Origin of the sequence: Streptomyces sp. SID13726, assembly GCF_010548375.1 — a bacterium.
Classification (GTDB): Bacteria; Actinomycetota; Actinomycetes; order Streptomycetales; family Streptomycetaceae; genus Streptomyces.
In genome coordinates, this window is sequence record NZ_JAAGLY010000004.1 from 399,357 (window position 1) to 422,824 (window position 23,468).

General features: G+C 68.2%; 28 protein-coding genes. 6 read left to right on the plus strand and 22 right to left on the minus strand.

What is annotated here, in order from left to right:
• Positions 1-203: 203 nt before the first annotated feature.
• The 22 genes from G3I78_RS13055 to G3I78_RS13160 form a co-directional block, all read right to left on the minus strand.
• A complete protein-coding gene (locus G3I78_RS13055; RefSeq protein WP_003956452.1) occupies positions 204-389 on the minus strand; it encodes a type Z 30S ribosomal protein S14 in 186 nt (61 codons plus the stop codon).
• 5 nt (positions 390-394) lie between these two features.
• Complete coding sequence (gene rplE / locus G3I78_RS13060) at positions 395-952, minus strand: 50S ribosomal protein L5 (RefSeq protein WP_003974255.1); 558 nt, start codon at positions 950-952, stop codon at positions 395-397.
• Positions 952-1,275 carry a 50S ribosomal protein L24 gene (rplX, locus tag G3I78_RS13065; protein WP_053674523.1) on the minus strand — a complete coding sequence of 108 codons (324 nt, stop codon included), beginning with the start codon at positions 1,273-1,275 and terminating at the stop codon, positions 952-954. Before rplX ends, rplE begins: the two co-directional genes overlap by 1 nt.
• A 2-nt stretch (positions 1,276-1,277) precedes the next feature.
• A complete protein-coding gene (rplN, locus tag G3I78_RS13070; protein ID WP_003992364.1) occupies positions 1,278-1,646 on the minus strand; it encodes a 50S ribosomal protein L14 in 369 nt (122 codons plus the stop codon).
• A gap of 96 nt (positions 1,647-1,742) precedes the next feature.
• A complete protein-coding gene (rpsQ, locus tag G3I78_RS13075; protein WP_007384073.1) occupies positions 1,743-2,030 on the minus strand; it encodes a 30S ribosomal protein S17 in 288 nt (95 codons plus the stop codon).
• The gene (rpmC, locus tag G3I78_RS13080) at positions 2,030-2,254 is read right to left on the minus strand and encodes a 50S ribosomal protein L29 (protein ID WP_005481220.1); all 225 of its coding nucleotides are present in this window, start codon (positions 2,252-2,254) and stop codon (positions 2,030-2,032) included. The genes rpsQ and rpmC overlap by 1 nt, the downstream gene beginning before the upstream one ends.
• Positions 2,254-2,673 (minus strand): 50S ribosomal protein L16, encoded by a 420-nt coding sequence (gene rplP, locus G3I78_RS13085; RefSeq protein WP_004927269.1) that lies wholly within the window; start codon positions 2,671-2,673, stop codon positions 2,254-2,256. Before rplP ends, rpmC begins: the two co-directional genes overlap by 1 nt.
• A 5-nt stretch (positions 2,674-2,678) precedes the next feature.
• Entirely contained in the window at positions 2,679-3,506 is an 828-nt protein-coding gene (rpsC, locus tag G3I78_RS13090) for a 30S ribosomal protein S3 (RefSeq protein ID WP_164423750.1), read from the minus strand.
• On the minus strand, positions 3,506-3,853 hold the full coding sequence (rplV, locus tag G3I78_RS13095; RefSeq protein ID WP_003974262.1) for a 50S ribosomal protein L22: 348 nt from the start codon (positions 3,851-3,853) through the stop codon (positions 3,506-3,508). Before rplV ends, rpsC begins: the two co-directional genes overlap by 1 nt.
• A gap of 44 nt (positions 3,854-3,897) precedes the next feature.
• Entirely contained in the window at positions 3,898-4,179 is a 282-nt protein-coding gene (gene rpsS, locus G3I78_RS13100; RefSeq protein WP_007384069.1) for a 30S ribosomal protein S19, read from the minus strand.
• 12 nt (positions 4,180-4,191) lie between these two features.
• On the minus strand, positions 4,192-5,028 hold the full coding sequence (rplB, locus tag G3I78_RS13105) for a 50S ribosomal protein L2 (protein ID WP_028805741.1): 837 nt from the start codon (positions 5,026-5,028) through the stop codon (positions 4,192-4,194).
• 38 nt (positions 5,029-5,066) lie between these two features.
• Positions 5,067-5,486: a 50S ribosomal protein L23 gene (rplW, locus tag G3I78_RS13110; protein ID WP_020135809.1), complete on the minus strand. Its 420-nt coding sequence runs from the start codon at positions 5,484-5,486 to the stop codon at positions 5,067-5,069.
• Positions 5,486-6,142: a 50S ribosomal protein L4 gene (gene rplD / locus G3I78_RS13115; RefSeq protein WP_164423752.1), complete on the minus strand. Its 657-nt coding sequence runs from the start codon at positions 6,140-6,142 to the stop codon at positions 5,486-5,488. Before rplD ends, rplW begins: the two co-directional genes overlap by 1 nt.
• Before the next feature lie 5 nt (positions 6,143-6,147).
• Positions 6,148-6,792 (minus strand): 50S ribosomal protein L3, encoded by a 645-nt coding sequence (gene rplC / locus G3I78_RS13120; protein WP_164423754.1) that lies wholly within the window; start codon positions 6,790-6,792, stop codon positions 6,148-6,150.
• Between the two features lie 17 nt (positions 6,793-6,809).
• Positions 6,810-7,118, minus strand: a complete 309-nt coding sequence (gene rpsJ, locus G3I78_RS13125; RefSeq protein ID WP_003948644.1) for a 30S ribosomal protein S10 — start codon at positions 7,116-7,118, stop codon at positions 6,810-6,812.
• A 520-nt stretch (positions 7,119-7,638) separates the two neighbouring features.
• Positions 7,639-8,469, minus strand: a complete 831-nt coding sequence (locus G3I78_RS13130; protein WP_164423756.1) for a hypothetical protein — start codon at positions 8,467-8,469, stop codon at positions 7,639-7,641.
• Positions 8,470-8,863: 394 nt separating this feature from the next.
• Positions 8,864-10,060, minus strand: coding sequence for an acyltransferase (locus G3I78_RS13135; RefSeq protein ID WP_164424186.1), 1,197 nt, complete (start codon positions 10,058-10,060; stop codon positions 8,864-8,866).
• 300 nt (positions 10,061-10,360) lie between these two features.
• Positions 10,361-11,554, minus strand: a complete 1,194-nt coding sequence (tuf, locus tag G3I78_RS13140) for an elongation factor Tu (RefSeq protein WP_164423757.1) — start codon at positions 11,552-11,554, stop codon at positions 10,361-10,363.
• A 155-nt stretch (positions 11,555-11,709) separates the two neighbouring features.
• Positions 11,710-13,836, minus strand: coding sequence for an elongation factor G (fusA, locus tag G3I78_RS13145; RefSeq protein WP_164423759.1), 2,127 nt, complete (start codon positions 13,834-13,836; stop codon positions 11,710-11,712).
• Between the two features lie 39 nt (positions 13,837-13,875).
• A complete protein-coding gene (gene rpsG / locus G3I78_RS13150) occupies positions 13,876-14,346 on the minus strand; it encodes a 30S ribosomal protein S7 (protein WP_005481264.1) in 471 nt (156 codons plus the stop codon).
• Positions 14,347-14,348: 2 nt separating this feature from the next.
• Positions 14,349-14,720, minus strand: coding sequence for a 30S ribosomal protein S12 (gene rpsL / locus G3I78_RS13155; RefSeq protein ID WP_003948652.1), 372 nt, complete (start codon positions 14,718-14,720; stop codon positions 14,349-14,351).
• 1,422 nt (positions 14,721-16,142) lie between these two features.
• Positions 16,143-16,607, minus strand: coding sequence for a DUF1707 and DUF4190 domain-containing protein (locus G3I78_RS13160; RefSeq protein ID WP_164424188.1), 465 nt, complete (start codon positions 16,605-16,607; stop codon positions 16,143-16,145).
• Between the two features lie 445 nt (positions 16,608-17,052).
• Between G3I78_RS13160 and G3I78_RS13165 the strand changes: the two genes are divergently transcribed.
• The 6 genes from G3I78_RS13165 (at position 17,053) to G3I78_RS13190 (ending at position 23,440) form a co-directional block, all read left to right on the plus strand.
• Complete coding sequence (locus G3I78_RS13165; RefSeq protein ID WP_164423761.1) at positions 17,053-17,769, plus strand: Crp/Fnr family transcriptional regulator; 717 nt, start codon at positions 17,053-17,055, stop codon at positions 17,767-17,769.
• A gap of 121 nt (positions 17,770-17,890) precedes the next feature.
• The gene (locus G3I78_RS13170) at positions 17,891-18,637 is read left to right on the plus strand and encodes a hypothetical protein (protein ID WP_164423763.1); all 747 of its coding nucleotides are present in this window, start codon (positions 17,891-17,893) and stop codon (positions 18,635-18,637) included.
• Positions 18,634-20,787 (plus strand): hypothetical protein, encoded by a 2,154-nt coding sequence (locus tag G3I78_RS13175; RefSeq protein ID WP_164423765.1) that lies wholly within the window; start codon positions 18,634-18,636, stop codon positions 20,785-20,787. Before G3I78_RS13170 ends, G3I78_RS13175 begins: the two co-directional genes overlap by 4 nt.
• Positions 20,788-20,797: 10 nt before the next feature.
• Positions 20,798-21,931 (plus strand): hypothetical protein, encoded by a 1,134-nt coding sequence (locus tag G3I78_RS13180; RefSeq protein ID WP_164423767.1) that lies wholly within the window; start codon positions 20,798-20,800, stop codon positions 21,929-21,931.
• Positions 21,928-22,437: a Pycsar system effector family protein gene (locus G3I78_RS13185; protein WP_164423769.1), complete on the plus strand. Its 510-nt coding sequence runs from the start codon at positions 21,928-21,930 to the stop codon at positions 22,435-22,437. Before G3I78_RS13180 ends, G3I78_RS13185 begins: the two co-directional genes overlap by 4 nt.
• Positions 22,438-22,465: 28 nt before the next feature.
• Entirely contained in the window at positions 22,466-23,440 is a 975-nt protein-coding gene (locus G3I78_RS13190) for a M48 family metalloprotease (protein ID WP_164423771.1), read from the plus strand.
• The last annotated feature ends 28 nt before the right edge of the window (positions 23,441-23,468 follow it).

Below are 23,468 nucleotides of genomic sequence, written 5' to 3' on the forward strand. Positions count from 1 at the left end.
CCTTCGGCCTCTCTCGCCGGGGTTTCCAGGTGCCCATCCCTCTCCTCGATCCGAGACGAGGCGGGTGCGGTGCGGTGGACCTACGGCGTAGTAAGTCGTACGGGCGTCAGGGCGCCCAACCCTCCTAGCCTAAGCCATGGAGGGGTGGGCCCCTGACCACCCAGATGCTTACCGAGAGCTTCCGGAATCCCTAAATGCGGGGATTACCAGGAGCTCTTGGTCACGCCCGGCAGCTCGCCACGGTGAGCCATCTCACGAAGGCACACGCGGCACAGGCCGAACTTGCGGTACACGGAGTGCGGACGGCCGCAGCGCTGGCAGCGGGTGTACGCACGCACACCGAACTTGGGCTTGCGAGCAGCCTTGGCAATCAGAGCCTTCTTCGCCATCTCGCTCACGCCTCCTTGAAGGGGAAGCCGAGGTGACGAAGGAGCGCGCGGCCCTCAGCGTCGTTGGTCGCCGTGGTCACCACGGTGATGTCCATGCCCCGGGTACGGTCGATCTTGTCCTGGTCGATCTCGTGGAACATGACCTGCTCGGTGAGACCGAAGGTGTAGTTGCCACGGCCGTCGAACTGCTTGGGGGACAGACCACGGAAGTCGCGGATGCGCGGGAGCGCGAGCGACAGGGTGCGGTCCAGGAACTCCCACATGCGGTCGCCGCGGAGCGTGACGTGCGCACCGATCGGCTGGCCCTCACGCAGCTTGAACTGCGCGATGGACTTGCGGGCCTTGGTGACGGCCGGCTTCTGACCGGTGATCGTGGTGAGGTCGCGGATGGCGCCCTCGATCAGCTTGGAGTCGCGGGCGGCGTCGCCCACACCCATGTTGACCACGATCTTGACGAGGCCGGGGATCTGCATGACGTTCTCGTAGGAGAACTCCTCACGCAGCTTGCCCGCGATCTCCTCGCGGTACTTCGTCTTGAGACGCGGAGTGGTGGTGGTCGCCATCAGATGTCCTCACCCGTCCGCTTGGCAACGCGGATCTTGTTGCCCTCGTCGTCGAAGCGGTAACCGACACGCGTGACGACCTTGTTGCCGTCCTTCTCAACGACCAGCTGGACGTTGGAGACGTGGATCGGCGCCTCGGTCGTGACGATGCCGCCGGCCTGCGAACCGCGAGCGGTCGGGCCGGCCTTGGTGTGCTTCTTGACCCGGTTGACACCCTCGACCAGGACGCGCTCGTCGCGCGGGTAAGCGGCAATGACCTTGCCCTGCTTGCCCTTGTCCTTACCGGTGATGACCTGGACCAGGTCGCCCTTCTTGATCTTCATGCTTACAGCACCTCCGGCGCGAGCGAGATGATCTTCATGAACTTCTTCTCGCGCAGCTCCCGGCCGACCGGGCCGAAGATGCGGGTGCCACGAGGGTCGCCGTCGTTCTTCAGAATGACAGCGGCGTTCTCGTCGAAGCGGATGTACGAGCCGTCCGGACGGCGGCGCTCCTTGACGGTGCGAACGATGACCGCCTTGATGACGTCACCCTTCTTCACGTTGCCGCCGGGGATCGCGTCCTTGACGGTGGCGACGATGACGTCACCGATGCCCGCGTAGCGGCGACCGGAGCCACCGAGCACACGGATGCAAAGGATCTCCTTCGCACCAGTGTTGTCGGCGACACGCAGTCGCGACTCCTGCTGGATCACGTCTATCTCCTGTTTGTCTGCCGGTTCCCCGGGAGCCGCTCAGCGAGCGGCTCCCGGAGCCTGGCGGAACTGTCCTGCGGGTTTGCCCGCAGGAAATTACTTGGCCTTCTCGAGGATCTCGACGACGCGCCACCGCTTCGTGGCGGACAGCGGGCGGGTCTCCGCGAGGAGGACCCGGTCGCCGACGCCGGCGGCGTTCTGCTCGTCGTGCGCCTTGAGCTTGTTCGTACGGCGGATGACCTTGCCGTACAGCGCGTGCTTGACGCGGTCCTCGACGGCGACGACGACGGTCTTGTCCATCTTGTCGCTGACGACGAGACCCTCACGGGTCTTGCGGAAGCCGCGGGCCTCTGCAGTCTGCTCAGTCACGTTGCTCTCACTCATCAGGCGCTCTCCACCGTCTCGATGCCCAGCTCGCGCTCACGCATCAGGGTGTAGATCCGCGCGATGTCCTTACGGACGGCCTTCAGCCGACCGTGGTTCTCGAGCTGACCGGTCGCCGCCTGGAAGCGGAGGTTGAACAGCTCTTCCTTGGCTTCGCGGAGCTTGTTCAGCAGCTCCTCGTCACCCAGTTCGCGCAGCTCGGACGCCTTGGTACCGGCCGACATCACGCTTCACCTGCCTCGCGCTTGACGATCCGGCACTTCATCGGCAGCTTGTGGGCTGCGCGAGTCAGGGCCTCACGGGCGATCTTCTCGTTGGGGTAGGACAGCTCGAACATGACCCGGCCCGGGTGCACGTTCGCGATCCACCACTCCGGCGAACCCTTACCGGAACCCATGCGGGTCTCGGCAGGCTTCTTCGTGAGCGGGCGGTCCGGGTAGATGTTGATCCAGACCTTGCCGCCACGCTTGATGTGGCGGGTCATCGCGATACGGGCCGCCTCGATCTGGCGGTTGGTCACGTACGCCGGCGTGAGGGCCTGAATGCCGTACTCGCCGAACGCGACCGTCGTACCGCCCTTGGCCTGACCACGGCGCTTCGGGTGGTGCTGCTTGCGGTGCTTGACCCTACGGGGGATCAGCATGTCGGTCAGGCCTCCGTTCCGGTGCTCTCAGCCGGAGCGGACGCGGGAGCCTCGGCCTTGGGGGCCTCGGCACCAGCAGCCTGCTGCGGCTTACGACCGCGCCGCTCGCCACCACGGCCACCACGGGCCGGGCGGTCGGCACCGCCACCACCACGGGCCGGGCGGTTGCCGGCACGGGCAGCGGCGTTCTCGGCGCGGACCTCGGCGATGTTCTTGACGTCGCCCTTGTAGATCCAGACCTTCACGCCGATGCGGCCGAAGGTCGTCTTGGCCTCGAAGAAGCCGTAGTCCACGTTCGCGCGGAGCGTGTGCAGGGGCACACGGCCCTCGCGGTAGAACTCCGAGCGGGACATCTCGGCGCCGCCGAGGCGACCGCCGCACTGGATCTTGATGCCCTTGGCGCCGGCCTTCATCGCCGACTGCATGCTCTTACGCATGGCGCGACGGAAGGAGACGCGGGAGGAGAGCTGCTCGGCGACGGCCTGAGCAACCAGCTGAGCGTCCGTCTCGGGGTTCTTGACCTCGAGGATGTTCAGCTGGACCTGCTTGCCCGTGAGCTTCTCGAGGTCACCGCGGATGCGGTCGGCCTCGGCGCCACGGCGGCCGATGACGATGCCGGGACGCGCGGTGTGGATGTCCACACGCACACGGTCACGGGTGCGCTCGATCTCCACCTTCGAGATGCCGGCGCGCTCCATGCCGGACGTCATCATCCGACGGATGGCAACGTCTTCCTTGACGTAGTCCTTGTACAGCTTGTCGGCGTACCACCGGGACTTGAAGTCCGTGGTGACACCGAGCCGGAACCCATGCGGGTTAACCTTCTGGCCCATTACCGGGTTCCTTCCTTGCTGCTGACGACCACGGTGATGTGGCTGGTCCGCTTGCGGATCCGGTAGGCACGGCCCTGGGCGCGCGGCCGGAACCGCTTCAGGGTCGGGCCCTCGTCGACGTACGCCTCGGAGATGAAGAGGCTGTCGGCGTCGGTGTGGTCGTAGTTGTGCGCGGCGTTGGCGATGGCGCTGTCGAGCACCTTGCCGACGGGCACGGAGGCTGCCTGCGGAGCGAATCGCAGAACAGCCTGAGCCTCCGTGGCGTCCATGCCACGGATAAGGTCCACCACGCGGCGGGCCTTCATGGGCGTAACGCGGATGTACCGCGCCTGGGCCCTGGCTTCCATGGTTGTCCCTCTCAGTTACTTACGTGTCTGAATGCGATCCGCGATTAGCGGCGCTTCGACTTCCGGTCGTCCTTGACGTGACCCCGGAAGGTGCGCGTCGGCGAGAACTCGCCGAGCTTGTGGCCGACCATCGACTCGGTGACGAACACCGGGATGTGGGTCTTGCCGTTGTGCACCGCGATCGTGTGGCCGAGCATGGCCGGGACGATCATGGAGCGACGGGACCAGGTCTTGATGACGTTCTTGGAACCGGCTTCGTTCTGGGCGTCCACCTTCTTGATCAGGTGGTCGTCGACGAAGGGCCCCTTCTTGAGACTGCGCGGCATCTAAACCCGCTCCTAGCGCTTCTTGTTCGTCTTGCGGCGGCGGACGATGTACTTGTTCGAAGCCTTCTTCGGCGAACGAGTACGACCCTCCTTCTGACCCCACGGGGAGACCGGGTGGCGACCACCGGAGGTCTTGCCCTCACCACCACCGTGCGGGTGGTCGACCGGGTTCATCGCCACACCGCGGACGGTCGGGCGGACGCCCAGCCAGCGCTTGCGGCCGGCCTTGCCCCAGTTGATGTTGCTCTGCTCGGCGTTGCCGACCTCGCCGACGGTGGCGCGGCAGCGCACGTCGACCAGGCGGATCTCACCGGAAGGCATGCGGAGGTGGGCCATCTGGCCCTCCTTCGCGAGCAGCTGCACGGAGGCACCGGCGGAGCGGGCGAACTTGGCGCCGCCACCGGGACGGAGCTCGATCGCGTGGATCGTGGTACCGACCGGGATGTTGCGGAGCGCCAGGTTGTTGCCCGGCTTGATGTCGGCCCCGGGACCGTTCTCGACGCGGTCACCCTGCGACAGGTTGCGCGGGGCGAGGATGTAGCGCTTCTCGCCGTCCGCGTAGTGCAGCAGCGCGATGCGCGCGGTGCGGTTGGGGTCGTACTCGATGTGCGCGACCTTCGCCGGCACGCCGTCCTTGTCGTGACGACGGAAGTCGATCACTCGGTAGGCGCGCTTGTGTCCGCCACCCTGGTGGCGAACGGTCACACGACCGGCGTTGTTACGGCCGCCCTTGCTGTGCAGGGGGCGGACCAGCGACTTCTCCGGCGTGGACCGCGTGACCTCGACGAAGTCGGCGACGCTGGAGCCGCGACGGCCCGGCGTAGTCGGCTTGTACTTGCGGATTCCCATTTCTCAGTCCTCGTCCGATATCGGACGATCCGACCCGCTTACGCGGTCGGACCGCCGAAGATGTCGATACGGTCGCCCTCGGCGAGGGTCACGATCGCGCGCTTGCTGCCGGCACGCTGACCGAAACCGGTCTTCGTGCGCTTGCGCTTGCCCTGGCGGTTGAGCGTGTTCACGCCGGTGACCTTGACCGAGAAGACCGCCTGGACGGCCTGCTTGATCTGGGTCTTGTTGGCGTTGGGGGCGACGATGAACGTGTACTTGCCCTCGTCGAGAAGCGCGTAGCTCTTCTCGGACACGACCGGCTTCAGCAGCACGTCACGGTGGTCCGTGAACGCCTTGCTGGGCGCGGTGACGACGGTGTTCTTGCCCTCGGCGGCGTGGCGGCGCGCCTTGGCGACGCGCGCGGCCTTGGCGGCCTTCGCAGCCTTGGAGGCGATGCTCGGGTGACGCGTAGCCATCAGGCCTCGCTCCCTTCGGTGTCATTGGCCTTCGGGCCGGACACGAAGGACTCGAAAGCGGCCTGGGTGAAGACCACGTCGTCCGAGACGAGAACGTCGTACGTGTTCAGCTGGCCCGGCTCCAGGATGTGGACCTGGGGCAGGTTGCGGGCGGACAGCCACGCGGCCTCGTCGGCGCGGTCGACGACCAGGAGCAGGTTCTTGCGCTCCGAGATCTTGCCGAACAGCGTCTTGGCGGCCTTCGTCGACGGGTTCTCACCCTCGACGACGCCGGAGACGACGTGGATGCGGTTGTGGCGGGCCCGGTCGGTGAGGGCGTGGCGCAGGGCCGCGGCCTTCATCTTCTTCGGGGTCCGCTGCGAGTAGTCACGCGGCACGGGGCCGTGGACGACGCCACCGCCGGCGAACTGCGGGGCGCGGGTCGAACCCTGACGGGCGCGGCCGGTGCCCTTCTGGCGGTACGGCTTCTTGCCGCCACCACGGACCTCGCCACGCGTCTTGACCTTGTGCGTGCCCTGACGGGCGGCGGCCAGCTGCGCGACGACGACCTGGTGGATCAGCGGGATGCTGACCTTCTCGACGTCGAAGATCTCGGCCGGGAGCTCTACGGTCCCGGCGGTGTCGCCGGAGGGCGACAGAATGTCAATGGTGCTCATAGTCCTCAGGCCCCCTTGGCCGCGGTGCGGACCAGGACGAGGCCGCCGTTCGGACCAGGAACCGCGCCCTTGATGAGGAGCAGGCCCTTCTCCGCGTCAACGGCGTGAACGGTCAGGTTCTGGGTGGTGACCCGCTCGTTGCCCATGCGACCCGCCATGCGGAGGCCCTTGAACACACGGCCCGGGGTGGCGCAGCCACCGATGGAACCGGGAGAGCGGTGCTTGCGCTGGGTGCCGTGTCCGGCGCCGAGGCCCTTGAAGTTGTGACGCTTCATGACACCGGCGAAGCCCTTGCCCTTGCTCTTGCCGGTCACGTCGACCTTGATGCCGGCCTCGAAGACCTCGGCGGTGATTTCCTGACCGAGCGTGTACTCGGCGGCATCGGCCGTCCGGATCTCGACGAGGTGGCGACGGGGCGTGACGTCGGCCTTGGCGAAGTGACCCTTGAGGGGCTTGTTCACCTTGCGCGGGTCGATCTCGCCGAAGGCGATCTGGACCGACTCGTAGCCGTCACTGTCGTTCGTACGCACCTGGGTCACGACGTTGGGGCCGGCCTTGACGACGGTGACCGGAACAACACGGTTGTTCTCGTCCCACACCTGCGTCATGCCGAGCTTCTCGCCCAGGATGCCCTTGATCTGCTTAGCCATTCTCAGATCACCGGCCTTCAGAGCTTGATCTCGATGTCGACACCGGCCGGGAGGTCGAGTCGCATCAGAGAGTCAACGGTCTTGGGGGTCGGGTCGAGAATGTCGATCAGGCGCTTGTGCGTGCGCATCTCGAAGTGCTCGCGCGAGTCCTTGTACTTGTGCGGCGACTTGATGACGCAGTACACGTTCTTCTCAGTGGGCAGCGGCACCGGGCCCGCGACCGACGCACCAGTGCGGGTCACCGTCTCGACGATCTTCTTCGCCGAGGAGTCGATGACCTCGTGGTCGTAGGCCTTGAGCCGGATGCGGATCTTCTGTCCCGCCATGGCTACTCCGTAGTCCTGTCTATTTACCGCTCTGGAGCCCGGTCTTCCTTCGACTTCCCCCGACCCACGCGGTCGGGTGTGTCGCACTCTCACCGACACAGATGTCCCTTGTTCGAACATCCCTTGTCTGGGAAAGAGGTCCACCGAGCGCCTGGCCAGTGCCGCACCACACTTCCCAGAAGATTCCCGTACGTCCGCCCCAGCGCTGCCTTCTGGCAGTTAGGGCGACGAGTACTGTGGGACTCGCTTCCGGTCCTCCCGGCGGGAGGCGCGCAGCATCAACACTCGACCGAGCAACCCCGCTAGTCTGCCATACGGGGCATGGGCCTGGCCAATCGAGCCGGAGACAATACCCCGGGAGTGACGCAGGTCAAACACGGGTGCGGCGCCGGGAGCGAGGGCGAGGCGGTGTCGATCATGTTTCCTCAGCAGTTGCTCGATGAAGGACACCGCCCCCACGTGCCGCGCCCGCTCCGAGGCAACGGCTTGTCCGACCGGACGAGCGCCCGGACCGACGACGTCAGCGCACGTCCACGTGGTCCCCGCCGCTCGTCGTGGCCCCCGTCGTGTCGTTGCCGCCGTACGACCAGCGCCAGGTGCCGTCCTTCGTGGCGGTGACCGTGGTCTTCAGGGCGCCGGTGCTGCTCGTCGTGGCCTTCTTCACCGTGACGAAGGAGCTGGTGCCCGTCGCGCGGAACTGGAGGGTGACCGAACGGCCGCCGTAGCCGCCGTACTTCTTGGTCGCCCAGTCCGCCCGGGTGAGCTTGCCCGTGACGGTGATCTTCTTGCCCTTGACCACCGGTTCCGGCGAGGCGTTCACGGTGACCTTCGCCGCGCGCTTGAGCCGGACGGTCAGGGAGCGGGTCTCGCGCTCATGGGCCGCGAGGTTGCCGTTGGCCTTGAACAGGAGCAGGGAGACGCCGGTCTTCCAGGTGGTGGCGTCGGCGTTGGAGTCGACCTCGTCCCGGCTCGGGTCGGGGTCGATGTAGAGGGACCCCTCGCACTCGGCCTTCTTGTCGCTCTGCTCGTAGCAGGTGTAGCCGCCGGGGCCGATGTAGCTGTCCGGGTCGGCGTCCAGGGCCTGCGACAGGCGTCCCCGGTAGAGGAAGGGGGCCGCGTGGTACCGGAACGGGTCGCTCGTGCTGTACCCGGACGGCAGTGTGATCTTGAAGGTGAGGGACGGCTCGACCGGCTTCGCGGTGCCGACGACGATCGGCCTGCCTTTGTTGATCACGATGTCCGACACCGTGATGCCGGTGTTCTGGGCCTGGGCCGCCGGGGCGTTCAGGAGGGTGAGGGCCAGGGCCCCCACGAGCGCGGCCCCGGTGGCCGTACGTCTGCCAGTGGTCATTACCACCTCTTTCGTGGCGCGGGAAAGGAGCGGGCAGACTATCCCATGACCCGATCATGACTTTTGCTTGGCCTACGGCCGCTCGACCACAACACACTGGACGACCGTGCGCGCGGGGCGTGGGCCGCTCCACTGATCTCGACCCTGCTCACGCTGCCCGCGTGCCTGGTCGCCTACTTCCTCGGGGGGTTCTCCGCGATGGCGTGCGACGCGTGCGCCGGCGCCGAGACCGACCGCTTCGAGTCCAGCCACGCCATCGCCTTCCCGGTCCTGCTCGGCGGCCTGGGCCTCGCCCTGTTCCTGCTCGCCGCGAGCTGGGCACGGCCGTGGGAGCGGCACCGTACGGCCCACCGGGTGGGTCTCGCCGCGACGGCGCCTGGGTGCCGTACGGCGGTCAGCCGTTGGCGTTGCGCAGTCGCGCGAACGACGTGTCAAGGCCGCGCTTCAGCAGCCGTGCCACCGGCTGCTCGACGAAGCGGTGGACCAGCCAGCTCAGCAGCATGAACCCGGCGATGACGGTGACGACCAGGAGGCGGGCGTCCATCGTGTCGCGCAGGCGGCTGATCACCGTCGTACCGGCCGCGTAGTGCGTCAGATAGAGGGGATACGTCAACGCGCCCGCCGTGACCAGCCACTTCCACTGGATGCGGTCCGTGGCGCCGAGGGCGACGGCGACCATGACGAGCAGGAACACGGTGAAGATCGCCACGCTCCCCCGCCATCCCGACACGTGCTCCACCTCGTCGATCCGCAGGCCGAGTTCGCGCTGGCCCATCAGCCAGGCCATCGCGAGGATGCCCCACAGCAGCAGGTCCTGGCCGAAGCGGTGCATGAGGTAGAGGGCGAGGCCGGCGATGAAGTACCAGGCGCCCTCGGGGTTGGCGACCAGTTCGAGCAGGGGCAGCTTCGCGATCGGGGCGAGCATGGCCGCGGCGCCCCAGACGCAGCAGAAGACGACGACCTTGCGGTAGGTCAGGCCGCTCCACACCACGACCAGGAAGAGGAGGTAGAAGCGGAGCTCCGACCAGAGGGTCCAGTAGACGCCGTCGACGTTCATGACGCCCGAACCGGACTGGAGCATCGTGAAGTTGAGCAGGACGTCCCGCATCCGCAGCCGTCCCCAGACTCCGGGCAAGGCGACCAGGACGGCCGTGGTGAAGACGATGGCGAACCAGTACGCGGGGTACAGCCGGATCACCCGGGACACGAAGAACTGCCTGGGGGTACGGCCCCAACAGGACATGCAGATCACGAAGCCGCTGATCACGAAGAAGATCTCGACGCCGATCCAGCCGTAGGAGGCGAACCGGAAGACCGTCGGCATGATGTCGGAGACCGGGCGGTCCCAGACGAGGTTGCCGGGCTGGTCCACGCGGCGGGTGCCGGCGTAGTGGTGCATGGCGACCATCAGCGCGGCGAGGAGCCGGATGCCGTCGATGGCGTAGAGCCGGCGGCCCGCGCGGTCGCGTACGACGGCGTGCCGGCCGGGCTGACGCGCCGGGGTGGGGACGGCGAGGGGAGGCAGGGGCTGTTGCAGGCCGCCGACGAGCCGCCGCGGCATCGACGTTCTGCGCTGTTCCGCGTCCTGCATCGACACCTGCGTGTCCGTCCGTCCTCGCGAGGGAATCCGGGCCGGAAGTGGCCATCGGACGCCTCAGGCTACGACTCTCACAACCACCCCACAGCGACCAGACAAGAACATTAAGGACGGCCTCCGCGGGGAGTTGGCCGAAGCCTCGGAAAAGCGTCTCGCAGAGTTCGCCGACTCTTCACCCGCTCCGCGTGCAACCCCGTATGCGTCCGCGGCGGGAATGCGAAAAGGGCCCGTACGACCGGAGTCGTACGGGCCCTTCCGGAGACCTGACGGTCTCGAAGACCTACCGGGTCAAGATCAGGCGGTGATCTTGGTGACCTGGCCGGCGCCCACCGTACGGCCACCCTCACGGATGGCGAACTTCAGGCCCTCTTCCATGGCGACGGGCTGGATGAGCTCCACCTTCATCTCGGTGTTGTCACCCGGCATGACCATCTCGGTGCCCTCGGGGAGGGTCACGACGCCGGTCACGTCCGTCGTACGGAAGTAGAACTGCGGACGGTAGTTGTTGAAGAACGGCGTGTGGCGGCCACCCTCGTCCTTGGAGAGGATGTAGGCCTGGGCCTCGAACTGGGTGTGCGGCGTGACCGAACCCGGCTTGATGATGACCTGGCCGCGCTCGACGTCCTCGCGCTTGATGCCACGGAGGAGCAGACCGACGTTCTCACCGGCCTGGCCCTCGTCGAGCAGCTTGCGGAACATCTCGATGCCGGTGACCGTGGTGGTGGTCTTCTCGGTCTTGATGCCGATGATGTCGACGGTCTCGTTGACCTTGAGGACACCACGCTCGATACGACCGGTGACGACGGTGCCACGACCGGTGATCGTGAAGACGTCCTCGATCGGCATCAGGAACGGCTTGTCGACGTCACGCTCGGGCTGCGGGATGGACTCGTCGACGGCCTTCATCAGGTCGAGGACGGTCTGGCCCCACTCCTTGTCGCCCTCAAGGGCCTTGAGCGCCGAGACCTTGACGACCGGCAGGTCGTCGCCCGGGAACTCGTACTCGGAGAGCAGCTCGCGGACCTCGAGCTCGACGAGCTCCAGGATCTCCTCGTCGTCCACCATGTCGGCCTTGTTCAGGGCGACGACGATGTACGGAACGCCGACCTGGCGGGCCAGGAGCACGTGCTCCTTGGTCTGCGGCATCGGGCCGTCGGTGGCGGCGACCACGAGGATGGCGCCGTCCATCTGCGCGGCACCGGTGATCATGTTCTTGATGTAGTCCGCGTGACCCGGGCAGTCGACGTGGGCGTAGTGACGGGTCTCCGTCTGGTACTCGACGTGCGCGATCGAGATGGTGATACCGCGCTGGCGCTCCTCGGGAGCCTTGTCGATCTGGTCGAAGGCCGAGGCCTCGTTCAGGTCCGGGTACGCGTCGTGCAGCACCTTGGTAATGGCGGCCGTGAGGGTCGTCTTACCGTGGTCGATGTGACCGATGGTGCCGATGTTGACGTGGGGCTTAGTCCGCTCGAACTTCGCCTTCGCCACGGGGTCCTCCTGTGGAGTGGTTCTGGAACGCCTTGCTTCATCGGCGCCAGGTGATCTTTGCTGGAAAGCCTCGGCCCGGGGGCATTCCCCCACAAATGCGGGTGAATACCCCTCCGGGCTCCGGAGTCAAGCCTAAAGCGTGCGAACGCGGTGCGTTACTCGCCCTTGGCCTTCGCGATGATCTCCTCGGCGACGTTCCGCGGAACCTCGGCGTAGGAGTCGAACTGCATCGAGTAGCTTGCGCGACCCGAGGTCTTGCTGCGGAGGTCTCCGACGTAGCCGAACATCTCCGAGAGGGGCACGAGGCCCTTCACGACGCGGGCACCGGCCCGCTCCTCCATGGCCTGGATCTGACCACGGCGGGAGTTGATGTCGCCGATGACCTCGCCCATGTAGTCCTCGGGCGTGGTGACCTCGACGGCCATCATCGGCTCAAGGAGCACGGGGGACGCCTTGCGCGCGGCCTCCTTGAAGGCCTGCGAACCGGCGATCTTGAACGCGAGCTCGGAGGAGTCGACCTCGTGGTAGGCACCGTCGAGAAGCGTGACGCGGACGCCCGTCATCTCGTACCCGGCGAGGATGCCGAACTGCATGGCCTCCTGCGCACCGGCGTCGACCGAAGGGATGTACTCCTTCGGGATACGGCCACCGGTCACCTTGTTCACGAACTCGTACGAGGCGTCGCCGCCCTCGATGGGCTCGATCGCGATCTGCACCTTGGCGAACTGACCGGTACCACCGGTCTGCTTCTTGTGGGTGTAGTCCACGCGCTCGACGGCCTTGCGGATCGTCTCGCGGTAGGCGACCTGCGGCTTGCCGACGTTGGCCTCGACCTTGAACTCACGGCGCATACGGTCGACCAGCACCTCGAGGTGCAGCTCGCCCATACCACCGATGATGGTCTGGCCGGTCTCCTCGTCCGAGTGGACCTGGAAGGAGGGGTCCTCCTCCGCGAGACGCTGGATGGCGACACCCAGCTTCTCCTGGTCACCCTTGGACTTGGGCTCGATGGCGACCTGGATGACCGGCGCCGGGAAGTCCATGGACTCCAGGATGACCGGGTTCTTGTCGTCGCTCAGCGTCTCACCGGTGGTGGTCTGCTTGAGGCCCATGACGGCGACGATGTCGCCGGCGCCCACCGACTCGATCTCCTCACGCTTGTTCGCGTGCATACGGTAGATCTTGCCGATGCGCTCCTTCTTGCCCTTGACGGAGTTCAGCACCGCGGAGCCGGACTCCAGGCGACCGGAGTAGATCCGGACGAAGGTGAGCTTGCCGAGGTGCGGGTCGCTCATGATCTTGAACGCCAGCGCGGACAGCGGCTCCTCGTCGGACGGCTTGCGCTTGACGACGACCTCGGGGTCCTTGACGTCGTGGCCCTCGATGGCCTCGACGTCGAGCGGGGTCGGCAGGTAGCGCACGACCGCGTCGAGCAGGGGCTGGACGCCCTTGTTCTTGAACGCGGTGCCGCAGAACACCGGGGTGACCGTCACGCCGTCGGACTTGCCGGACGCGATGGTGATGCGACGGATCGCGGCGTACAGCTGCTCCTCGGTGGGCTCCTGGCCCTCCAGGAACAGCTCCATGATCTCGTCGTCGTTCTCCGCGACGGCCTCGACCAGCTTGCCGCGGTACTCCTCGGCGGCCTCGGTGTGCGTGGCCGGGATGTCGACGACGTCGTACATCTCGCCCTTCGCCGCCTCGGCGGACCACACGAGGGCCTTCATGCGGACCAGGTCCACAACGCCCTTGAAGTCCATCTCGGCGCCGATCGGCAGCTGCATGACGAGCGGGACGGCACCCAGACGGTCCGAGATCATGTCCACACAGCGGTGGAACTCGGCGCCGGTACGGTCCAGCTTGTTCACGAAGCAGATGCGCGGCACGCCGTAACGGTCGGCCTGACGCCACACCGTCTCGGACTGCGGCTCGACACCGGCGACACCGTCGAACACCGTGACGGCACCGTCGAGGACGCGGAGCGAACGCTCCACCTCGACCGTGAAGTCGACGTGCCCGGGGGTGTCGATGATGTTGATCGTGTAGTCGTTGTCCTCGAGCGGCCAGTGACAGGTGGTGGCAGCAGAGGTGATCGTGATGCCACGCTCCTGCTCCTGCTCCATCCAGTCCATGGTGGCGGCGCCGTCGTGGACCTCACCGATCTTGTAGCTGACGCCGGTGTAGAAGAGGATCCGCTCGGTGGTGGTCGTCTTGCCCGCGTCGATGTGGGCCATGATCCCGATGTTGCGGACCTTGGCCAGGTCAAGTGAAGTGGTAGCCATAAGGCTTCGGTCTTCTCTCGGTCTCGATGGGGTCTGCGACTACCAGCGGTAGTGCGCGAAGGCCTTGTTGGACTCGGCCATCTTGTGGGTGTCCTCGCGCTTCTTGACGGCCGCACCGAGGCCGTTCGAAGCGTCGAGAAGCTCGTTGAGCAGACGCTCGGTCATGGTCTTCTCGCGACGGGCGCGGGAGTAACCGACCAGCCAGCGGAGCGCGAGCGTGTTGGCGCGACCGGGCTTGACCTCGATCGGAACCTGGTACGTGGCGCCACCGACACGGCGGGACTTGACCTCGAGGGTCGGCTTGATGTTCTCCAGCGCGCGCTTCAGCGTGATGACCGGGTCGTTGCTGGTCTTCTCGCGCAGGCCCTCCATGGCGCCGTACACGATGCGCTCGGCGGTGGAGCGCTTGCCGTTCAGCAGCACCTTGTTGATGAGGGAGGTCACCAGAGGAGAACCGTAGACCGGGTCGATGATGACCGGGCGCTTCGGGGCGGGGCCCTTACGAGGCATTTCTACTTCTCCTTCTTGGCGCCGTAGCGGCTGCGGGCCTGCTTGCGGTTCTTGACACCCTGGGTGTCGAGCGAACCGCGGATGATCTTGTAGCGAACACCGGGCAGGTCCTTCACACGACCGCCACGCACGAGCACGATGGAGTGCTCCTGCAGGTTGTGTCCCTCACCCGGAATGTAAGCGGTGACCTCGATCCCGCTGGTCAGACGCACACGCGCGACCTTACGCAGGGCCGAGTTCGGCTTCTTCGGGGTGGTCGTGAACACACGCGTGCAGACGCCGCGACGCTGAGGGGAACCCTCGAGTGCGGGCGTCTTGTTCTTCTCGACCTTGTCCTGCCGGCCCTTGCGGACCAGCTGCTGGATCGTAGGCACTACTTCTCCGGTTTCTGTGTGCCGAATGGTGAAGCTAACCTGGAACATTCGCCGACCCACGCGGTCGGGTGTGTCGAATCCGGCGGACTCCCGCCGCAAGGCGAAAAGGGCGCAGATTGCGGTGGCCGCTTGCGGCTCCCCTAGTGCGGTTGAAGGCACGCACGAGAGCCAGGGCACACCCCAGGCACAAGGTCTGAGCGTACCTAGCTCATTCGCTGTGGTCAAAACAAATGGACACCGGCAAACATCGCGGGGCGGTGGTGTCAAGGGTCTACGCCGGGGGTGATCTTTGATTTCGTGGGGTGGGGGTGGGCGTGGGGAGGGGGTGGGTGGGGCTCGTCGGGGGTGTGGCTGGGGGTGGGGTGGGGTGGGGTGGGTGTGGGGTGGGCGTGTTTCAGGTCTCGGGGGGGTGGGGGCTGGCTGGGTGTCTGGGCCTTGTGCGGGGGGGGGCTTCCGGGGGTGTGGTCGGGCCTTGTCCGGGGGTCGGGCGGGCTTTCTGTCGGCGGGGGGGGTGGCTGGGCCTTGTGAGGGTGGCTTGCGGGTCTTGGCCGGACTTTGCGTCGGGGTGCGGACCTGGGTCTTGCCTGGGCGACTTCCGGGTCCTGGCCAGGCCTTGCGTCGGGGGGTGCTTGTCTGAGTCGAGTACGGGCGACTTTCAGCTCGTGGCCGGGCCTGGCATCGCGGGGTCCGTGTCTGAGCCTTGCCCGGGCGACTTCCGGGTCCTGGCCAGGCCTTGCGTCGCGGGTGCGTGGCTGAGTCGAGTCCAGGCGACTTTCAGCCCGTGGCCGGGCCTGGCATCGCGGGGTCCGTGTCTGAGCCTTGCCCGGGCGACTTCCGAGTGTTGGCCGAGCCTGGCGTCCTTGTCCGGGCGACTTCCGACTCGTGGCCGGGCCTGGTGTCGGAGGCGGGCGCCCATGTCGAGTCCGGGCGTCTTCCGGGCCTTGCCCCGGATCCGCCCAGGCCTCGCCTGACTTTTGTGTACGACGGGCCTGTGCGTCCGGGTCTCGTCCGGGCGCCCTTCGAGCCCTGACCGCTGCCCCTCGATCAAGTCCCGCAAGTCGCGCCCGGCAGTGCGCCCAAGCCGTGCCCGAGCCTGGCCCGGATACGCCGCCCCGCAGCCTGCCGGCTCCCCTGCCCCCCCGCCATGTCCGAGCGACTTCCGGGCCCTTGGTCGGCCCTCGTCCAGGGCGCGCCCGAGTCACGCGCCCAAAGCCCCGTTCCCGTCCCCGTCCCCGTCCGGGCGACTCCCAGCCCTCGCCCCTACCCGGGCCTCATCAGAGCCCCGCATCCAGCCCGTACCGACGCCCCTCGGATCCAAGCCGCGGGCGGCCACTCCCGAACAGGGGCCGCCGACCGCCACCGAGCCTCACCAAACCTCAGCCGGCCCTCTTCCCGTCCAGCCCCGCCCCACCCGTCCCGGGGTCACCCCGAGGTGAGCCCCACGGCGACCATCAGGGTCAGCAGGATCGCCCAGCCGGCCACCGACAGCCACCCGAGCACCAGCCCGGTGAGGGCAAGACCGTCGCCGCCCTCACCGGTCCGCTCGATCTCCGCCCGAGCCGCGTGCCCAAGGATCACCGCCGGAATCCCGGTGAACCCGATCGTCGGCACGCACAGCAGCCCGCACACGGCGGCTCCGACGGCCTTGCCGTTCGCCCGCGGTGGAGGCATCGGCAGAAACGTCCGCGGTACGGCGGTGACGGGCGCCGGCTGCGGCACGGGCCCGAGCGGCAGATCCGCGACGAGCAACGCCAACTCCCCCACGGTCCGAGCCCCGTACGCCCGCTCCACCCGCTTGTCGAACTCCCCCTTCTCCAACCGCCCCTCGCCAAAACCGGCCCGCAGCACGTCCACGGCGCGCTCCCGGTCGGCGTGGGAGGCGAGCATGGCGGAGGCGCCGGGGTGCGGAGCGGCGTATCCGGGCCAGGGGCGCGGGGCGACGGAGGGGTGGGCGTCGGACCAGGGGCGCGGCGCGGCCGAAGCACCGGTGTCCGACCAAGGCCGCTCAGCGGAGGCGTCCCCGCGCCAAGGCCGGTCCACAGGAGCCCCCGGCTCCCCTCGCGACCCACCTCTCCCCTCCCCGGCGGCGCCCGGCACACCGCTGCCCGACGACTCGTCCTCGCCTTCCCAGGACCGCCACGACGACTGCGACACGGAGCACCTCCCGAACCCCCGAGGTTCCTCCATGATGCGGCATTACGTGCCTTTGTCGACGGTACGCGCACCAGCCACGGCGACCAATTGTCGCCCGTTTCCCGCCCCGCCACTTCAAGTACGTTGACTGATTGCGGAGTCAACGGCATCTGTGCAGGTGAACGAGGGGGCGGAGAGTATGACCGGGGGCCAGGCGCATTCGTGGGACGACGGCGGTTTCGACGACAAGGTGCCGTTTCTGGCCCGTCTGGAGAAGGAGGACCGGATCGCCCTGCTCGCCATCGGCCGCCCGCTGGGCTATCCGGCACGCGGTGTGGTGATGCGCCAGAACGAACCGTCCACCCACGTGCTGCTCCTCCTGCACGGCTGGACCAAGGTCACGGTCAACGCCGTCAACGGCTACGAGGCCCTGCTTGCCCTGCGAGGCCCGGGTGACATAGTCGGCGAAGGCTCCGCTCTCAGCAGGCGTCGGCGCTCGGCGACGGTCACCGCCCTGGAACCCGTCGAGGCGGTCGTCGTCGAGGAGAGCCGTTTCACCACGTTCCTCGCGGACAACGCCCGTGTGGCACTGCACCTCCTGAGCCTGTCCACCGACCGACAGCGCTCGACGGACCGCCGCCGACTGGAGTGGGCCGCCCTGACGGTGCGCGAGCGGTTGGCTGTCCTGCTGCTCGAACTCGTACGCACCCACGGCAAGCACACGGACGAGGGCATCGAACTCACCATCGGCCTCAGCCAGCAGGAGTTCGCGGGCTCAGTCGGCTCCTCACGCGAGGCGGTCGCCCGTCTCCTCAAGGAGTTGCGAAGCCGCAAGGTCGTCACCACCGAGCGCCGCCGCATCGTCGTGCTCCGTCCCGATGTGCTGCGCCGCATTGTCGCCGGGGGCGCGGCCTGACCACACGGGGCCCCGTCCCGTCTGTGCACACGGTCACAGTTCCTCCGTGTCATCGGGCCTTCGGCAGGCGTCGAGGGCAGGCCATCGTGCTGGGCATCAGCCCGACTCGCGAGAGGCAGCCATGACCGACCCCGTGTACCGCACCATCCTTCTCTTCGACATCGAGCAGTTCGGCAAGCGCGACAACGTGGAGCAGGCCTATCTGCGCCGCATGCTCTACGACGTCGTCGACGCCACGCTCCTCGCCGCCGACGTGGACGAGACGTCCCGCTTGCGGGCGGACCGCGGTGACTCCGTCATGGAGCTCATCGACACCCGGATCTCCGTGCCGGCACTGGCCAAGATCCTGCTGACCGAGACGCCCGCGCTCCTGCACAGCAAGAACCGCCTGATCGCCGAAAGCGCGCGGATGCGGCTGCGCATCGTGCTCTCCGCCGGCTACGTCGCCGTGGACGAGCTCGGTGGCTGGGTCGGCCGGGACCTCAACCACGCCGTACGGCTCCTGGACTCCGAACCCCTGCGCAAGGCGCTCAAGAGCCGGGGCGAGGACTGCGTGCTGTGCGCGTCCGACGGTGTCTACCAGGGCGTCGTCAGCAACGGCCATCTGGGCGTGCGGCCGGAGGACTTCCACCGGATCACCGTGGAGACCAAGGAGGGGCCGACCGTCGCATGGCTCCACGGCACACCCGCGGACCCGGCTCCGGACGCATCCGCCGCCGGCACTCCCACGGACTCCCCGACCGGCGGCGCCCCGTCCACCCAGCACAACGAGACTCGCGTCAAGGGCGACCACTTCGGCCCCAGCGGTGGCACCAACGGCGACCTGAACTACGACTTCGGATCGTCCCGGCGAGGTGAGCCCCGGTGAGTCAGGACGACACGGCGAAGGGTGCCGCGGCCTCCGCCGACGGAGCAAAGCCCGACGGTGAGCAGAAGAAGCAGGACGAGTCGGCCGAGTCTCAGGACCGGCAGCGGCAGAAGGCCTGGGACGCGCGCTGGGATCTGATCTCCCACGGCCCGGACTTCGTCTCCCCGCTGGCCCGCACCGACGCCAAGAGGGACCTGTTCGGTGTCACCGGTGGCGTGGTCAAGGGCGACGTGAACTACCACTTCGGCTCACGCCCTGAGCCCCTCGAACACCTCTCCGGGGAGATCCCCCGGGAGCAGGTCGAGGAGCTGTCGTACGTCTTCCACAGCTGTCCGAGCTTCGAAGAGGCACTCAGCCGACTGCACAGCGACCGGGTCGTCATCCTCTCCGGCGGTCGGGACACCGGCCGCCGCTCCGCCGCGCTGATGATGCTGCGGCGTATGGGCGCCGAGCACCTGCGCAGCCTCGCAGCACCCGCCTCGCTCTCCGCCCTCCCCGAGCAGCTGGCCGACTCGTGCGGATACCTGCTGCTCAACCTGGCGACCACCCGCACCCACCCGTTGCGCGAAACGCACCTCCTGGCCCTGCGGGAGCGGCTGGAGCGCGCCGGAGGCCACCTGGTCATCACGATCGAGCCGTCGGCGGCGCTGGAGGACGTCCCGGTGGTGCGCTGGGAACCGCCGACGACGGAGGAGATGCTGCGGTCCCACGTCACCCGGCACGCCGGGGCCGCCGCGTGGGCCGACCTCTGCGAGATCGCGCCGGTGAAGGAGTTTCTCGTACGACAGCAGCAGCCCGGCGAGATCGACCCGTTCGCACGGCAGCTCGTCGCCTTCCAGTGCGGCTCGATCGGGGAGGAGGAACTCGCCGCCCAAGGACAAGCCGCCGTGGCCGCCCAGGTCTCCCGCTGGCTCACCGACGACCAGCGCCACCTGCGCGACAAGGCGTTCCTCATCTCGCTCGCGGTCTTCGACAAGGCTCCTTACGCGGTGACGGCCGAGCTCGCCGACCAGCTCTACGCACACCTGCAGCACACGGCCGACCCCCGTACCGCGCCCGAGATCCCGGTCTTCGGCAGCTCCCGCGAGGAGCGGCTCCGCCTTGCCCGCGCCCACGGGTACGTAGGCACGGAGGTCACCGAGTGGGGCCCGCTCGTGGGCCGGTACATCGCGGAGTTCCGCGACGAGCGCACGGCTCGAATCCTGTTGGAGGAGGTGTGGAACCTCCACCCGTCGGCCCGCCCCGCCCTCGTCGAGTGGATCCATGGACTCGCCGACGACGGCCGTCCCCTGGTGCGGACCCGCGCGGCCTCAGCCACCGCACTGCTGGCCACGGCCGACCTGTCCTCCGCCATGGCCCTGCTCATCGAACCCTGGGCCGACGACAGCAACTCCAACTCCTGGCTCACCGCGGCCAACGCGCTCACCATGGCCCAACTCCTCGACGTGCCCACCGTCCTGCGCATCCTCCACGACTGGTGCACCGGCGACGACGACTACGACTACGACTACGAGGGCCGCCGCTGGACGGCCGTACGCGCATATGGCCTGCTGGGCCCGGTCCACTACCAGTACGCCCTGAACGCTCTGGTGGACGCCATACACCTGCAGCGCCCCCACGAGGACCAGGACGACGACGAGTTCGACGCCGAGGCCTATGCGAAGGAGGAGGCCCTCCAGTTCGCGGACGCACTGGAGCTCCTGCTGCTCGCAGTGCGCGAACCGGTGTTGAGCGCCTTGGCCGAACGTCTCGACAGCGACCGCAAGGTTCGTACGTACGCGCTGCTCGCCTTCCTCCAGGCGTGCCGACAGACCGACGGAGCGGCAGACCGTCCGATCGTCCTGGACTGGTACGCGCAGGCCGCGGCGGCCGTCGACGACACCGCGGCCCGGCACCTCGTGGCGTTCTGGGAAGCGGCACTGGCCGGCCGGGACAGCACCTCCGAGGCTCTGCGCATCCTGCGCGGCTGGGTCCTCGCGGCCGACCGCGATCCGGAGTGCGAGGCGGCCCTCACCTCACTGCTGCCCGCCCTCGTCACCACGCCGGCCAACCGGCATCGCGTGAGCCACCTGCTCCGCTCGGTGCGCGACGCCGCGAAGCCTCCGTCCCCGGCGGCCGTCCGGCTGCTGGCACGCATCTCCAACGACTGAGAGGACGACCATGGAACACACCGACCCACGGCCCGAACAGCCGAAGGAACCGACGTACTCCAGGCCTCCCGAACAGCCGGACAGCGGCGGGGATCTGCCGTACCCCGGACGAACCGACCGACCAGACGGACAGGGAGGACAGCACGATGATCGGCGGGGCGAGCGGCTCGACTGGTTCCGACAGCGGCCCGAGCAGCCCTTCACGTCACGCCCCGACGCCGACCCCGTCCACACCGTCTGGCACCTGTCGCGTTACCGGTTCGGCAGCCGACGCTACGCGGGACGCCTCGACCACGCGCTGGTCCTGGTCACCCAGCAGGGGACGTACCGCACCTTCATGCCACCGAAGCGCCCCACGTCAGTCTGGGGCTGCATCACGGTGTACGAGGTGGACACGGATTCCCACTCCTTCCAGCTGAACGTGCCCTTGCCCAGCCGGATCGACAGCTTCGAGTTCGAGGCCACGGCCGACATCACCTGGCGCGTCGTCGATCCGGAGCTGTTCGTGCGCAGCCAGGAGCACGACGTGCCCACCCTGGTCACCCGCAGGCTGCTGCCGGTGATGCGGGCGGCCGGTCGCGGCCACCCCATCGAAGCGAGCGCCGACGCCGAGGAGGCCGTGCAACGGGCGGTGGACGCCACCCCGCAGATCGGCGCGGCCGAGGGCCTGGAGGTCGGCTGCTCGGTACGGCTGCGGCGAGACGCCACCGAGCGGACCCACCAGGACCGGCTGCGCACAGCCCGGCACGAGCAGGAGGCGGCCGAGCCCGAGCACCGGGCGTCCGCACTCCGCGCCGAGTACGAGGCGAAGCGGACCGCCTCGAAGATCGCGTTCTACGAGCACCACCTGGCCAGGGGCGGTACGGCCGCGCTCGCCCTGCACCTGGCGGTGCATCCGGAGGACACGACCCTGGTGCTCCAGCACCTCCAGACCGAGCAGGCCGAGCTGGTGAAGACACAGCTGCACCTGATCGACCAGGCTCTGGACAGCAAGCGGCTGGAGGACTACCAGCTCGCCCAGCCCCATCAGCTCATCGCCGAGCGGATGACCGCCATCCTGCGGGCGACCGGAGTCTCCCCCGAGGGCGAACTCCCGCCGGCCTACCCGGAGCCGCGCGAGAGCCTCCCGGACAACGGCCCATGACCCGGGCCCCGCGCACCTCACGCCCGCGGGCCGACGTCCGCCTGCTCGCCGAACTCCGCGGTGAGATCGCCCGCGCCGACGCCAAGGCCACGGTCCTGGTGGGCATGCTCGGCCTGACGGGGGGCGTGCTGAGCGCCCTCCTGATCAACCTGCGCTGGTCCCCCGGCCGCCTCCCCGCGCCGGCCGCCCTGCTGTGGTGGTCGGGGACCGCACTGCTCGGCACCTCGCTCCTGGCCCTGCTCATGGCCGTGACACCCCGCTACGGCAGGAACCGCTGGGTCCCGGGCCTCCCGCTCACCTACTTCGACGACATCCGCCGCGCCGCCCGCGCCGGTCTCCTCGCCTCCGCTCTGGCGGACACGGAACGCGCCCCCGCCCGGGCGCTGCGCGCCGCCCTCGCCGAGAACAGCCGTATCGCCGCTCGCAAGCACTTCTGGATCCGGACCGGCCTGATCGCCTTCGGCGCCTCGACCGTCCTGCTCCCCGTGTCTCTGTTCGCCGCCTGAAATCCCGTCCCCACCGGAAGGAAGCGCCATGTCCCTGCCCTCCGAACCCAAGGAACCAGAGGAACCCGAGAAAGCCCGGAACGCGGACGAGGTACCGCTGTTCCGCTCCGGCCGCGTCCACATATCCACCCGCCGCCGCGGCGCGGACATCACCGCCCTCGGCCATCTGGCGCTCCACCTCCCCCACGGGCTCGCCAGTCTGGCCGTCGTCTTCCTGGTGTCGTACGTCATCGGCCTCGTGAGCGGCATCCCCTGGTGGCTCCCGTTCGGCTGCTGGGTGCTCAGCGGGGCCCTGGTCTTCAGCCGGCCCTGCGAACGTCTTCTGGCCCGGTGGCTCTTCCGGCTGCGCTACCCCGCCCCGGAGGAGGAGCGGAAACTGCGCCCCGTCTGGCGGGAGGTGGCGGGGCGCGCCGGAGTCGACGCGAACGGCTACCAGCTGTGGATAGAGAACAGCGACGACGTCAACGCCCTGGCGGCGGCCGGCCACATCGTCAGCGTGACCAGCCACTCGCTGGCGACCCTCACCCCCGTCCAGCTCGGCAGCGTGCTCGCCCATGAGCTCGGCCACCACGCCCGGGGGCACGCGTGGGCATCGCTGCTCGCCCTCTGGTACGCGTTGCCCGCCCGGATCGCCTGGCGTCTGCTGCTGCGGCTCGCCTCGCGGGTCAAACGGCTCTCCGCGGGCGCGGCGACTGTCGCGATCGTGGTCGCGGCCGTTGTCGTCCTCGCACTGGCGACCGCGACGTACGGCCTGATCTTTCTCCCGCTGGCCACGCCGTACCTGGTCGCTGCCGTCTCCCGGCGCGCCGAGCTGCGCGCGGACGAACATGCCGCGGGTCTCGGATTCGCCGCGCATCTGCTGGAGGTGCTGCGTGCGGAGCACGACCGGATGGAATCCCGGCAGACCGCACCGGAGGGCGTGATGATGCGGCTGCTCGACTCGCACCCTGATGTCCATACGCGGATGCATCACCTCCAGGCCTTCGTGGAACGCCGGCGATGACACGCCGAAGGGCGGCCACCCCAAAGGT